The sequence below is a fragment of the Arcobacter acticola genome, assembly GCF_013177675.1.
Lineage (GTDB): Bacteria > Campylobacterota > Campylobacteria > Campylobacterales > Arcobacteraceae > Aliarcobacter > Aliarcobacter acticola.
The window spans coordinates 1,852,680-1,867,526 of record NZ_CP042652.1 but is presented as its reverse complement, the minus strand read 5'-3'; the positions used below and the strand labels follow the sequence as shown (position 1 = coordinate 1,867,526).

The 14,847-nt window shown below is 28.7% G+C and carries 11 protein-coding genes; 9 read left to right on the top strand and 2 right to left on the bottom strand.

All coding sequences use genetic code 11. From position 1 onward, the window contains the following. Positions 1–3 precede the first annotated feature (3 nt). The 8 genes from AACT_RS09635 to AACT_RS09600 all read left to right on the top strand — a co-directional run bounded on the left by AACT_RS09635 (position 4) and on the right by AACT_RS09600 (position 10,696). Positions 4–1,359 carry a nickel-dependent hydrogenase large subunit gene (locus AACT_RS09635; protein WP_172126602.1) on the top strand — a complete coding sequence of 452 codons (1,356 nt, stop codon included), beginning with the start codon at positions 4–6 and terminating at the stop codon, positions 1,357–1,359. Positions 1,360–1,633: 274 nt separating this feature from the next. Beyond that, positions 1,634–2,869 carry a hydrogenase small subunit gene (locus tag AACT_RS09630; protein ID WP_172126601.1) on the top strand — a complete coding sequence of 412 codons (1,236 nt, stop codon included), beginning with the start codon at positions 1,634–1,636 and terminating at the stop codon, positions 2,867–2,869. Further along, positions 2,869–4,611, top strand: coding sequence for a nickel-dependent hydrogenase large subunit (locus AACT_RS09625; RefSeq protein WP_172126600.1), 1,743 nt, complete (start codon positions 2,869–2,871; stop codon positions 4,609–4,611). Before AACT_RS09630 ends, AACT_RS09625 begins: the two co-directional genes overlap by 1 nt. Before the next feature lies 1 nt (position 4,612). Beyond that, positions 4,613–5,317, top strand: coding sequence for a cytochrome b/b6 domain-containing protein (locus AACT_RS09620; RefSeq protein ID WP_172128635.1), 705 nt, complete (start codon positions 4,613–4,615; stop codon positions 5,315–5,317). A gap of 46 nt (positions 5,318–5,363) precedes the next feature. Next, positions 5,364–5,957 (top strand): HyaD/HybD family hydrogenase maturation endopeptidase, encoded by a 594-nt coding sequence (locus AACT_RS09615; protein WP_172126599.1) that lies wholly within the window; start codon positions 5,364–5,366, stop codon positions 5,955–5,957. Beyond that, positions 5,941–7,473 (top strand): Kae1-like domain-containing protein, encoded by a 1,533-nt coding sequence (locus AACT_RS09610; protein WP_172126598.1) that lies wholly within the window; start codon positions 5,941–5,943, stop codon positions 7,471–7,473. Before AACT_RS09615 ends, AACT_RS09610 begins: the two co-directional genes overlap by 17 nt. 63 nt (positions 7,474–7,536) lie before the next feature. Then, positions 7,537–9,453: a TIGR00341 family protein gene (locus tag AACT_RS09605; RefSeq protein ID WP_172126597.1), complete on the top strand. Its 1,917-nt coding sequence runs from the start codon at positions 7,537–7,539 to the stop codon at positions 9,451–9,453. A gap of 97 nt (positions 9,454–9,550) precedes the next feature. Then, positions 9,551–10,696 carry an iron-containing alcohol dehydrogenase gene (locus AACT_RS09600; RefSeq protein WP_172126596.1) on the top strand — a complete coding sequence of 382 codons (1,146 nt, stop codon included), beginning with the start codon at positions 9,551–9,553 and terminating at the stop codon, positions 10,694–10,696. A 12-nt stretch (positions 10,697–10,708) separates the two neighbouring features. On the opposite strand, the gene AACT_RS09595 is transcribed toward AACT_RS09600, so the two are convergent. Next, on the bottom strand, positions 10,709–11,584 hold the full coding sequence (locus AACT_RS09595; protein WP_172126595.1) for an AraC family transcriptional regulator: 876 nt from the start codon (positions 11,582–11,584) through the stop codon (positions 10,709–10,711). A 104-nt stretch (positions 11,585–11,688) separates the two neighbouring features. Next, on the bottom strand, positions 11,689–12,366 hold the full coding sequence (locus tag AACT_RS09590) for a type 1 glutamine amidotransferase domain-containing protein (protein WP_172126594.1): 678 nt from the start codon (positions 12,364–12,366) through the stop codon (positions 11,689–11,691). 188 nt (positions 12,367–12,554) lie between these two features. Between AACT_RS09590 and hypF the strand changes: the two genes are divergently transcribed. Continuing rightward, positions 12,555–14,798, top strand: coding sequence for a carbamoyltransferase HypF (hypF, locus tag AACT_RS09585; RefSeq protein ID WP_172126593.1), 2,244 nt, complete (start codon positions 12,555–12,557; stop codon positions 14,796–14,798). Positions 14,799–14,847: the final 49 nt, after the last annotated feature.

Here is a 14,847-nt window from a genome sequence, read left to right as displayed (position 1 = left end):
TATATGAAAACAGTTGAAATAGTAGAGAGAATTGAAGGCGAAGCAAAGGTATCTTGTACTTGGAAGAACAATATTGTAAGTGATGCAAGAATTGATTTTCTAAATTTTAGAGGATTTGAGTATATTTTAGAAGGAAAAGCTCCCCTTGATGCTTTGGTTTATACTCCACGAATCTGTGGAATTTGTGGGCAAGCCCATTTAAAAGCTACTGTTGATGCGCTAGAAAATATTTATGAAAATCTAAATGAGCCTTTGCAAGTTACAAATAAAGCAAAGTTACTTCGAGAAATAGGTTTAAATATTGAAATAATTGATTCTCATATAAAATGGTTTTATATGTTTATTCTTCCTGATATTATCAAACTAGATACTCCTGATTTGGGAATTTACTCTCCTTTAAAAGGTACACGTTGGTTGGAAGCTTGCAAAACTGCTAGTGAAACCATAAAAGCTCTTGCAATAATAGGAGGTCAATGGCCCCACACTTCATATATGATGCCAGGTGGAGTTGTATGTGATCCAACGCTTTTAGAATTAAGTTCAATGCAAAACTATATGGATAGTGCAATTAGATTTTTTGAAAAATCAATTGCAGGAGTACCTTTTGATAAATATTTAACTTTTGATAGTGTAAATGATTTAGATTTATTAGGGGCTGATTTAAAATATTTTAAAGATTTATCTTTTAAAAATTCTTTGGAGAAATATGGGAAATCTTATGATAGATTTATTTCTTTAGGTTCTTCTTTTTTATTTGAAAGTGGAAAAATAAAACAAAGGTTAGCACATAAACTTGATTTATCAAAAATAAAAGAGAGTAGTGAACATACTTTTTTAGTTTTAGATGATAAATTTGACAATAAAAAAACAACATGGTCAAAATCAGTATCTTATGATAATGACTTTTTTGAAACAGGGCCTTTAGCTAGAGCTATGATTTCAAATAGAAAATTTATAAAAGATATACATAAAAGTTATAAAGACTCTTCTTTTACAAGAATAATGGCCAGAATAGATGAATTAGCTTTTTTATTAGAAAATACAAAAGAATTAATAAAAAAAGTAGATATTAGTGAAGAATCATTTATCAAGCCAAAAGTATCTTTAAAAGATATAGAAAGTGCAAATGGATCCTCGGTTCTTGAAGCATGTAGAGGTTCTTTATTTCATAAAATAGATATAAAAAAAGGAAAAATATCTAAATATGATGTTATTACTCCAACTGTTTGGAATTTAGGTCCTGAAAATAAAACTCAAAAGGGTATCGCTCAAAAAGCAATTATTGGTGCTCCTTCTATAGAAATAGCAAGAATAGTTCTAAGAAGTTTTGATGTTTGTTCTGTTTGCACTAGCCATTAAATTTAAAAAGATGTATATATTTGTAACAAATATAAAAAGAATCTATTAAATTATAAAACTCAAAAAAAATAGTATTTATTTAATATAAATGAATACTTATTCATAAATAATCCATCCCCTTGGGACTTTATACTTTTTCTTATATTATAAAAAATAAACAATGCTATTTTCATGCTACATTACTTAAATATCAATTAAGTAATGCATAAGTTTTTTACTGTTAATTTACGAATAAGTAAATGAACATTCATTTTTAATAAGGAGACTAGGTCTTATGATTAATTCAGCAGATATGGTAAAAAAAGTTTTTACACAAAAATCAGGAAGGGTTGAAACAAATAAAGGGGAAGTTTTTTATAATAATTTATTTGTTCAAGCTAAACAAAGATTATCAGATTTAAGGGCACAAGAACCTCTTAAAGATATTGATATGATGGATATTATTGAAAGTGAGGGAGTAAATAGAAGAGATTTTCTAAAGTGGGTTAGTGCAACAACTGCTACATTAATGCTTCCTCCAATGTTTGCACCACTTGTGGCAGAAGCAACTGAACTTATGAATAGAGTCCCTGTAATTTGGATTGAGTTACAAGACTGTGCTGGAAACTCTGAAGCACTATTAAGAAGTTCAGCTCCAACCGTTGATGATTTACTTTTTGATGTATTATCTTTAGAATTTCATGAAACATTACAAGCTGCAGCGGGTCATGATGCTGATAAGCAACTTGAAGAGGCGGTTCATCACTTTAAAGGTAAATATCTTTTATTTGTAGAAGGTGCAATTCCAATGGCAATGAATGGTCAATATGGAACTATTGGTGCTATGGGTGAAACTTTTCATGATCACTTAATTAGAATGTCAAAAGATGCAGCTGCAATTGTAGCTGTTGGAACTTGTGCTACATTTGGAGGAGTTCCAGCTGCTGCTCCAAATCCAACAGGCGCTGTTGGGGTTATGGATTTAGTAAAAGGAAAACCAATTGTAAATATTCCAGCTTGTCCTGCAAATCCTGCAAATATGGTCGGAGTTATTTTACACTATGTTTTAACAGGTCAAATTCCAGAACTTGATTCACTTTTAAGACCAAAATTTGCCTTTGGATATAGAATTCATGATAATTGTGAAAGAAGAGCACACTTTGATGCAGGTGAATTTGTTGAAGAGTGGGGAGATGAGGGTGCTAAAAACAACTTTTGTTTATATAAAGTTGGATGTAAAGGTCCTATGACTTTTAATAACTGCTCAATAGTTAGATATAACGAAGGAACAAACTGGCCAATTGGTGTAGGACGTGGTTGTATTGGATGTAGTGAGCCTGATTTCTGGGATAAATATGCATATGAAAGACCAATGGCAGATGCAAAAATCAAAGCACCAACAGGTGGAGTTGAAAAAACTGTAGATGAATTTGGTTTAGGTTTATTAACAGCAACTGCTGTTGGTATTGGAGTTCATGCAATAGCTTCAGCTGTTGCAGGTAAAAAATCAGGAGAAGGGGAAGAAAAATAATGGCAAAGAAACACTTAGTAATTGATCCAATTACAAGAATTGAAGGACATCTTAGAATTGAAGCAATAATAGATGAAAATAATGTTGTAGTAGATGCCTTTTCTTCTTCAACGATGTTTAGAGGTATTGAAACTATCTTAAAAGGAAGAGATCCAAGGGATTGTGGTTTATTAGCCATGAGAATTTGTGGAGTTTGTACAGGTACTCACTATCAAAGAAGTATTGAAGCTGTTGAACATGCCTTTAAAATTACTATTCCTAAAAATGCAAGATTAGTTAGAAACTTAATTCAAGGTGCTTTATATTTACACGATCATATTGTTCATTTTTATCATTTACATGCTCTTGATTGGGTTGATATTACAAAAGCCTTAGAAGCTGATCCTAAAAAAACAGTTATTGAAGCACAAAAATGGGCAGGACTCTCAGCTCATAGACCTTGGAATGCAAGTGAAGATAATTATGCAGCAGTTCAAGAAAGAGTCACAAGATATGTAAAACAAGGAAGGCTTGGAATTTTTGGAAATGCTTATTGGGGTTCAAAGGGTTTTAAACTGACTCCTGAACAAAATTTAATTGGTTTATCGCACTATTTAGATGCTTTGGAAATACAAAGAGAACTGGCTAAAATGATGGCAATTTTTGGTGGTAAAAATCCACATCCACAATCATTTGTAGTGGGAGGAGTAACTTGTGTTCAAGATATTAAAAATCCTGCAAGAATCGCTGAATTTAAACAAATACTAAAATTAGCACAAAAATTTACAAAAGAAGCATATTTACCAGATATTTATATGGCAGGAACCATGTATACTGATGAAGCTCTTGAAGGTATTGGCGGAGGTATAGGAAACTATATGTCTTATGGTGACTTTAGACTTGATGATACACCATTTTATGAAGCTGCTAAATTATTTCCATCTGGAATTGTAAAAAATAGAGATTTATCAAAAGTTTTTGAAGTAGATCAAACAAAAATCACAGAAGATGTAACACATGCATGGTATGAAGGTAAAACAAATTTACATCCATATGATGGTGAAACTAAGCCAAATTATACAGGTTTTGGGAAAAAAGAAGACAATATCGCTTATTTAGATACTCAAAATAAATATACTTGGATTAAATCACCACTTCATGATGATGAAAGAATGGAAGTAGGGCCATTAGCTCGTATGATAATTGGAGTTGCAAAGGGAGATGAAAGAATTTCTAAATATGTAACAACATTCTTAAAAAATGGAAACTTACCTATTAAAGTTTTATTTTCAACTGTGGGAAGAACAGCTGCTAGGGCTATTGAAACTGAATTAATGGCTGATGTTATGATGGAATGGGTTGATGAATTAGCTTCAAATGTGGCTCATGGTGATTTATCTACATGGACCGAATTTAATTTTGATAATGTTTCAGCAAATACACAAGGATATGGTATGGCTGAAGCTCCAAGGGGTGGATTAGGTCATTGGGTTAAAATAAAAGATGGAAAAGTTGAAAATTATCAAGCGGTGGTTCCATCTACTTGGAATGCAGCTCCAAGAGATTACAAAGGAAGACTTGGTGCTTATGAATCATCATTAATAGGTACAAAAGTAGCGAATCCTGATCAACCTTTAGAGATTTTAAGAACTGTACATAGTTTTGATCCATGTATTGCTTGTGCTGTGCATATTATTGATACTAATGGAAAAGAACTAGGTGTTTATAAAGTAGATCCAATTGGAGGAACAAGCCGTGCCTAAAATGAAAAGGGTTGAGAGAATGACAGCTACTATGAGAACCATTCACTGGACGAATGCGTTTTGTATGATAGTAGCTGTTGCAACCGGTTTATATATTGGTCATCCTTATTATCAAACTTTTATTGCTGATCCTGCTGTGGATAAGTATGTAATGGCTTGGAATAGATGGGGACATTTTATAGCTGCAATTATTTTTGATGTTACAGCTATATTAATTGGTTATTTATATTTGTTTTCAAATTTTGATAAACCATATAAAAAAATTTTACCAACAAAACAAAATTTTATTGAATTTTGGGAAGTATTTTTTAACTTAATTACATTTAATAGAAGAAAAAAGTTTGATTCAACTCACAGTGATTCTTATAATATTGTGTTTTTTACATTTTTTCATATATTATTAGTGTTTATGTTATTAACTGGACTTCAATTATATGTTCATGGTTTAGCATCAGGTGAGAGCTCAATAGGAACATGGTGGCCTACAATGTTACATATAGCAACTGATTGGACACTTACGGTGTTTGGTGGGAATATGGGCGTTAGAATTGCTCACCATACAGCTATGTATTTGATTTTGATGTGGGTTATGTCACATATTTATTATCAAATATGGAGAACAATTTTCTGGAGAGAAGGTGATATTGGTATAGTATTCTCTGGACATAAATTTGTAAAAGATGATAAAAAAGAAGAAAAAAAATAAAAACAATGGCTGAGGTTTAAAACTTCAGCCATATTTTGGAGAAAAAATGAAAAAAAGAAATATTGTAATTGGTGTTGGAAATATGCTTTTCAAAGATGAAGGTATTGGAATTTATGCTGCTGAATATATTAAACAAAATTACAAATTTGATGATGAAGAATTAGAAATAATAGATGGTGGAACATTAGGGTTTAAACTAATGACATATTTTCAAGAGTATGACAATGTTATTATTTTAGATACTGTGTCTATTGAAGATAAAGCAGGGGAAATATATAGACTTCCTTCAGATGTTTTATTGGGACTTGGAAACTATAGAAAAACAGCCCATGAGGTAGAAATTGTGGAGATGTTAGAAATTGTTTCAGTTTTAGATTCCCATGCAAATGTGACTATAATTGGAATAATTCCTGAAGATATTATAAATGTTGAAATTGGACTTACTCAAAGTATGGAAAATAGATTTGAAAAGTTTATTTTAAATAGTATAAAAGAAATAGAAAGCTTAGGTATAAAAGCTACAAAAATAAATAACATCTTGATTCCTGATATTGTTAAAAGTATGATAGGTAGTTACAATGGTGAGCACTTAAATAGAATTCCAAATGAAGAAGATTTTACACATGCAATTAATTTATAAAATAGAGTTCAATACAACAAATTTATATTTCAAATATATAATAGAAGATTTAATAAAACAGTCAAAAGTAAATGCAGTTTGCAAACAATATAAAGGTTTTATTCTAATAATATTAGAAGAAGAAGCCCAAATAATAGAGAATTTCTTTTCACTTTTAGAAAAAAAACTTCCATTATCAATTTTTATTGGAAAATCTTATGTTATTGAAGATTATGATGAAAGTTTAGAAGAATTGAAAGATTTTGAAATAAAACAAAACTTATCACTTCTTACAAATGATTCAATAAAACAAATAATACAAGAGAATAATATTGATTTTTTAAATGATATTGTAAAAATCACAAGGGGTGAAATATCAAGATTTGAAACCCATAATGGACTTAAGGACTACTTTTTACCAAACAAAAAAATAAGAGAAGAGTTTGAAGAAAAAGGTTTTGAAGTTAAACTTCTAATTACAGATACCAGTAAAATTGAAGAGATTTTTGATATAAGTGTAAAAGATTTTCAACTTTTATGTTCAATTGAAAGACCTTTAGTAAAACTAAAATTTAAAATATTAAAAAATACACAAAAAGAGTTTTCTTCAACAAATTTTATATATGCAAAAATTCCTGATGATAAAGAGGTGGTTTTATTTGCACAAGCTTTAAAGAAAAATGATATAAATTATGTTTTATATGTAAATGATGAAGTTTATCAAGATGGATTAAAAATTACTTATATGAAAGAACAAAATTTGATAATTCATGGAGATAAAGGTCTTTTTCCTAAATATGATTTTGTAGCAAATAGAAAATACAACTCTTCAAAGGAGTATTTTGATGATAATGGTGGTGTTTATAAAGCAATTTTGGCTCAAACTTCAAAAAGATTAATACCTTCTATTGGAGTTTATTTCTCTCAAAATAATTCAAATAGTTCTATTTGTATAAATATTCCAACAAAAGGTTTGAAAAATATTATTTCAATTCCAAATATTCATAACAGTATAAAAAATTGTTTTGAAGAAATTGCAGATATTGATGAGCATTGCGCTAGATTAATTGCAAATTATAGTAAAAAATTCCCAAATGTTTTAAAAGATGATGTACCTTTAAATACAAATGGTTTTGAATCAATTATAAATATGTGTGCAAAGGTTTTAGGAATAAATAGCTCTAAAGAGTTTGAAGATATGGCTTTAAATACAAGTATGACAAGTGGAATTCAAATAGATATGAAACTAATATCTATAAATGATGTAAATTATTTAGATTATAGAAGAATTGTTCAATCAATAATGGCTTATAAAATGGCTGATGTTGATAATATTACTTTAATTTATTCTTTCTATGAAAGTTTAAGTGAATTTATATGTAATTACACAAATGAAATCGCAAAAGAAACAAAAGCAAAAGATGTTGTTTTATGCGGAAATATGTTCGCAAATTCAATATTATTGTCAAAAACAAATAAAACATTAAGTAAATCATATAATATAATTTTGCCAAAAGAGTATCCCCTAGATTATTAAAATATCTTATACTATAATGCTAATCTAAAAGAATAAAGCTATTGATTATAAGGATTAGTAAAAGTGTATAGAGATGTTTGTTTTATTACAAAAGAGCAAGATGAAAAAATTCTTGGTGAAATATTTGATTATATAAAAGAAAAATATACTAGTAAAATAGCTACTTTTTCAACAGAAAAAATATTTGATAAGTCTGAAGAAAAGCAGGATTGTTTATTTTTATTATATTTAAGTGATGATGAAATAAAAACTTTTTTTCAAAATCATCTAAACACAAATATAAATATTGCAATTTTACCAAATGAAAATTGCCCAAATGCAATGCGAAACTATGGTGTTTCTAAAGATATTAAAGAGTCTATTGAAGATGCTTTTAATATTGAGCTATTAAGTAAGATAGATTTATTAAAATGTAATGATTTCATTGCTTTTAATCGTGTTGTAATTGGTGATATGCATGGAATGAATAGACTTGATTATAATCAAAATAGTAGAATAAATAAAATAAAAATATTTTTTAATAACTTAATAAATATAAAATTTAAAAGCTATACCCTAACTACTTCAAAAGAACAATCAATTCAAACAGCAGCTTCAGGTATAACTATACTTGAACACACAACTATCATGAATAAAGAATCAGCAATTAAAGATGATTTATCAATTCATGATGGAAAGTTAAATGCCTATATTCTAGCTCCCACGTCTTTGTTTTCATATATTTGGTATTTGATTTCAATTTTCTTTTATCAAAAAATATCTTTAGTTTCTTTACCAAAAAGTTTGGGATTTATTAAAACTTCAAAGTTGAGTGTTTCATCTAATGGAATATTGAATTATAAAATCGATCATAAAGATATGTATCAATCAAATATGATAGAACTAGAAGTGCTACAAGATTGTTTAAATGTACATTTAGGAAAAGTTTTACTTGAAATTGTAAAAAATGATACAAATCAGTGTGAAGAAAAAGATGTAATAAAACTAAATACACTCCCAAAAGCTGAATTAAGCTCTATTTTAATAGGTGGAAAGTTGCCATTATTTAAAAAAGCTACAGATGAAGAGTTTAAAGATTTATTTGTAAGTTTAAAAGATAGTGCTAAGTTTTCTTATACATATCTAACTTTGATGATTTTAAGTACTCTATTAGCTACTACAGGACTTTTCGCTAATTCAGCACCTGTTATTATAGGTGCCATGATATTAGCTCCATTAATGGCTCCTATTATCTCTTTATCAATGGGTGTTGTAAGAGCTGATAAGTTTTTGATGATTCAAAGTGCTAGATCTTTGATTATTGGTATTTTTATGGCCTTACTATTTTCTTGCGTTTATACTCTTTTTATTCCATTAGAGCAAATAACAGCAGAAATGCAAGGACGATTAAATCCTAATTTACTTGATTTAATGGTGGCTGTTTTCTCAGGAATTGCAGGTGCTTATGCTAACTCTAAAGAAGAAGTTGCCAAATCCCTTGCAGGTGTTGCAATAGCAGTTGCCTTAGTGCCACCTTTGAGTGTAACAGGTATTGGGCTTGGCCTTGGAAATATTGATGTGATTTATGGTTCATTTTTATTATTTGTAACAAACTTAGTGGGAATTACTCTAAGTGCTGCATTGACATTTATAGTTTTAGGTTATGCTCCTATTAAAAGGGCTAAAAAAGGTATTTTATATACTTCTATTTTAATGGTGATTATTGCTATTCCTTTATTTTTATCATTTATGGATGTGGTTCACAGATATGATTATTTCAATAAACTAAATGGTTTTAAATCAGTGGCCTTAAATGGACATGATATAGAATTGCATATTAAAAAAGTACAAAATAAAAACGATGAAATTATTGTAAATTTAGATGTAATATCTTCTAAACCTCTTATCTTAGATGATTATAATATTATCAAAGAGAAGTTACAAAAAGTAGTAGACAAAAAATTAGTTTTAGAAATTACACCTGTTATTGTAATAAATTAATTTGTAGGAATTAACATATAATTTAAAGAAATAGCTATTCTTATTAGTATAATTTTCTTCTATAATACATAAATTAAAAAATATGAAGGAAATATCAATGAGTTTAGTATATGATTATTCAAACCCAACAGCAATTCACTTTGGAAAAGGTCAAATTGCTTCAATAGTTAAACATTTAAGTAAAGGTAATAAAATATTAGTGGTTTATGGTGGTGGTTCAATTAAAAATAATGGTGTGTATGATGAGGTAAAATCTGCACTTGAAGGTTTTAATTGGATTGAGTTTTCAGGAGTTGAAGCAAATCCATCTTATGAAACACTAAGTAAAGCAGTTGTTTTAGTAAAAGAGCAAAAAGTTGATTTTATTTTAGCTGTTGGTGGTGGTTCTGTTATTGATGGTTCAAAATATATAGCAGCAGCTTCACTATATGATGGTGACGGTTGGGACTTCTTGTGTGGAACTGCAACTATTGAAAAAGCTTTACCTCTTGGTGCTATTTTAACTTTACCTGCAACGGGGAGCGAATCAAATACAAATGCAGTTGTATCAAAAAAATCTACAAATGAAAAAAGATTTTTCGCATCACCTTTTGTTTCTCCATTATTTGCAGTATTAGATCCAAGTGTAATGAGTACATTATCAGATAGACAACTAGCAAATGGTTTAGTTGATGCCTTTGTTCATACTTGTGAGCAGTATTTAACATGTCCAAATACATCATTGCTTCATGATGGTTATGCTGAAACTATTTTAAGAGGTTTAGCAAAACTAGCAAGTACTTGGGACAATAGAAAAGATGCAGTTTGGGAAGAAAACCTAATGCTTCTTGCAAATCAAGCTTTAAATGGATTTATAGGTTCAGGTGTAGCACAAGATTGGGCTACACATATGATAGGACATGAATTAACAGCCTTTTATGGAGTTGATCATGCACAAAGTTTAGCTGTTGTTCAACCTTCTTTATTAAGAGTTATGATTGAACAAAAAAGTGAAAAACTAGCACAAATGGGTGAAAATGTTTTTGGAATCAAAAATGATAATGAAGCAGTTATTGTTGCTATTGAAAATATGTATCACAGCGTTGGTGTTACTACAAATCTAAACGATTATGAAACAGTTGATAATAAAGTTATTGAAAATATCATTCCATCTCTAGAAGCTCATGGAATGATAGCTATTGGTGAAAACCAGAATATCACTTTAGATATTTGTGAAAAAATTCTTAAAATGGCTATGAAATAGTCAAAATAAGCTTTAAACAATCTCAAAAGAGGCTTTTGCCTCTTTTGGTGGATATCCATAATAACTCTTAAAATCTTTCGAAAACTGCGAAGAACTCTCATATCCTGTTGCATAGGCTGTTTCATTTACTTGTAAATTATTTCTTGTTAATAAATCTTTGGCTTTATTTAGTCGTATTTTTTTAATATATTGCAAAGGACTAAGACTTGTTACTTTTTTAAAGTGTGTATGAAATGACGATACACTCATATCTTCTTCTTTTGCTAGAGTTGGAATATCAAGATGCTCATTGTATTTATTATGTATGATTTTTAGTGTTCTTGTCATCTTTGATTCCATTTTATTTTCTAAAAACATTTTATGTAAAAAGTGAGAATTTTCACCAATTGCAATTCTATAATAAATTTCTCTTAATATTGAATCACCTAAAATAGCTGATTCTTCTTTTGATTGAAGTATTTTTAATAGCCTATAAATAGAGTTTTCTAAGTCTTGAGTAACTTTATCTTGAAAAATTGCCATTTGTACAGACTTACAGTTTTTTGATTCTTCTTTTGAAATACAAGAGATGATTTCATGCATAATATCTCTATTAATATTTATTAAAATACAAGTATAAGGCTCTTCTTTCGAAGCATAGGTTTCACACTCAAAGGGAAGGGCAGCTGGCACTACTAGATAGTTTTTATAGTCGTATTCAAATCTTTTATTTGGAAGATAACCTATTTTTTTTCCTTGTAAAACAAATACTAAACAAAAATCATAAGTCAAAGGAGTTCGTGGTAAAAAAGTTGTAGTTTTATATAAGTTTACGGCTTTTATATTCGTTCTAGTTAATGAGTTTTCTTTTACAAGTTTATTTACTTCTTCTAATATTTTATGGTTCATAAGATTTCCAAATTTTTTTATTCATTATAGTAGAAAGTTTGTTAGAGTATTGATAAATTATGTGTATTTCTACAAAAAGGACTTAAAATAAGTCCTTATGTAATTTATGCAAGAAGTTTTAAAAGTTCTTTAGCAACAGCTTGAGAAGAACCTGGATTTTGACCAGTAATTAGTTTGCCATCAGTAATTGCATATGAATGCCAATCATCAACTTTTGAGTAAATAGCACCTTTACTTTGTAAAGCATCTTCTAGTAAAAATGGAACAATATCTGTTAATTGAACAGCTTCTTCTTCTGTATTACTAAAAGCAGTTACTTTTTTACCTTTTACTAAATACTCACCATTTGATAGTTTTACATTTAATAAAACAGAAGGTGCATGACATACAGAAGCTACGGGTTTATCAGCTTTTACAAAGGCTTCAATTAATGCTATAGAATCAGAATCTGTTGTTAAATCCCATAGTGGTCCATGACCTCCTGGATACATAACAGCATCAAAATCGCTTTCTTTTACACTTGAAAGTTTAACTGTAGTTGCTAATACTTCATTTGCTTTTTCATCTGCTTTAAATCTTTTAGTTGATTCTGTTTGAAAATCAGCTGCGTCACTTTTTGGATCAAGTGGCGGTTTCCCACCTTTTGGACTTGCAATTGTTATATTTGCTCCTGCATCAAGTAGTGTGTAGTAAGGTGATGCGAATTCTTCTAGCCAAAAACCTGTTTTTTCTTGTGTATTTCCTAGTTTATCATGTGATGTAAGTACAATTAGTATATTCATAATATTTCCTTTTTTTTTTATATGTGAGATTATAAGAGATAAAAGAAAATAAGTGAATAGACAATTATATAAATATCATGTCAATTTCTACAAATAGTAAGTTAAATTATAAATTTACAGATTTTATTAAATATCATTAGTAAAGGAATAATCTTTTATAATAAAAATATAAATTTTTTTGGAGTTATATGAAGTCATTTCTTATTCAAATTACAGGGATAGTTCAAGGTGTTGGTTTCCGTCCTTTTGTTTATAATCTAGCAATAAAACATAATATAAAAGGTTGGGTAAATAATGACGATAGGGGAGTTAATATTCTTCTTTATTGTTTAGAATCAGAGGCTATAAATTTCATGAAGGAACTTGAACTAAACCCTCCTAAACTAGCAATTATACATAAGCTAAAAATAAAAGAAATAATAAATCAAAAAGAGTATAAAAACTTTGAAATAGTTGAGAGTTTTAACTGCAATAGCAAATCAACAATAATATCTCCTGATATATCTATTTGTGATGACTGTATTGATGATATTAATGATTTGGATAACTTTAGATATAGCTATTGTTTAACAAATTGTATAAATTGTGGTCCTAGATACTCTATTATAACTACAGTTCCTTATGATAGAGTAAACACATCAATGGCAAGCTTTGAAATGTGTGAAGACTGTAAAAAAGAGTATAAAGATCCAAGGAATAGAAGATATCATGCACAACCAATTTCTTGTGAAAAATGCGGCCCTAATTTAACTTTGTATAGTTCTAATAGAGATATTATTAAATACAATAATGAAGCTATTAAAGAAGTAGCTACTTTGATAAAGAAAGGCTTTATTATAGCTATAAAAGGAATGGGTGGTTTTCACTTGATTTGTGATGCTTTAAATGAAAAAAGTGTAAATAAATTAAGGGTAAATAAAAATAGACCAACTAAGCCTTACGCGGTTATGTTTAAAGACTTAAAGAGTATTAAAGAATATACAAATATCACTTTAAAAGAAGAAGAAATCTTATCATCAAAAGAAAAACCAATTGTCTTAGTAAATAAAAAAGGAAATACAGCTTTATCAAGTAAAATTGCTCCAAATGTAAATCGTATAGGATGCTTTATATCTTATACACCTTTACATCATTTGCTTTTTAAGTATTTAGATGGCCCAATTATAGCCACTAGTGCTAATTTAAAAGATGAACCAATAATCAAAGATAAAGATGAAGTTTTTGCTAAATTAGAACATATTGTAGACTTTATACTTGATTTTAATAGAGATATTGTAAACGCTTGTGACGATTCAGTTATACAAGTTGTTAGAAATAGAAATATAAAGCTACGAAATGCAAGAGGTTATGCTCCTACATCTATAAAATTAGAAAATAAATTAGAAAAAAAGATTTTAGCAATGGGTGCAAATCAAAAGTCAACTATTAGTTTAGCCTTTGAAAATAACTTAATTTTATCTCCTCATATTGGAGATTTAAACTCTATTGAATCTGTTGAATATTTTGAAAGAACAATTAACACTTTTAAAAATTTTTATGACTTTGAACCCCAGATTATTGTTTGTGATAAACATCCAAATTATGAGTCCACAAAGTTTGCATTTAAACTTAAAAATATTAATCCTAAAATAGAACTTGTTCAAGTTCAGCATCATTATGCTCATATTCTTTCTGTTATGGCTGAGCATAAACTTGATAAAGAGGTTTTAGGAATAGCATTTGATGGTACAGGGTATGGTGATGATGGGAATATTTGGGGTGGTGAGGTTTTTATAGCAAATAAAAGTACATACAAAAGAGTAAATCATATTAAATACTTCAAACTTCTTGGTGGGGAAATGGCAGTAAAAGAGCCCAAAAGAGTGGCTTTGAGTCTACTATTTGATAATTTTACCTTAGATGAAATACTACTTATGGATAATTCTTGTGTAAAAGCTTTTAAAATAAATGAAATAAAAATGTTTCATACAATGTGGCAAAAAGCTTTAAATACACCTCTTACAAGCTCTATAGGACGTTTATTTGATGCACTTGCATCATTTGCTGATATTTTACAAACCCAAAGTTATGAGGGTGAAACAGGCTTACAAATAGAACAATACTATGAGGCTTCAATAAAAGAGAATTATTCTTATGAAATATCACATAATCAAATAGATTTATCTTTGATGATAAAAGAAATAATTTTAGATAATGATAAGAAATTAATCTGTTCAAAGTTTATAAATACAATAGTTAAGATTATAGAAGATTTATCAAACACTTATAAAAATCTTCCTTTGGTAATTAGTGGAGGAGTTTTTCAAAATAGAATTTTATTAGAAATTTTAATTGATAAATTTGAAAAGCAGGGTAGGGAATTTTATTTTAATATTGATATTCCAGCTAATGATGGTGGTCTTAGTATTGGGCAAATCTATCATAAAATCTAATAAATTAGAATAAAGCTATAAAATAGTACTTTATATAAAATATTTATAC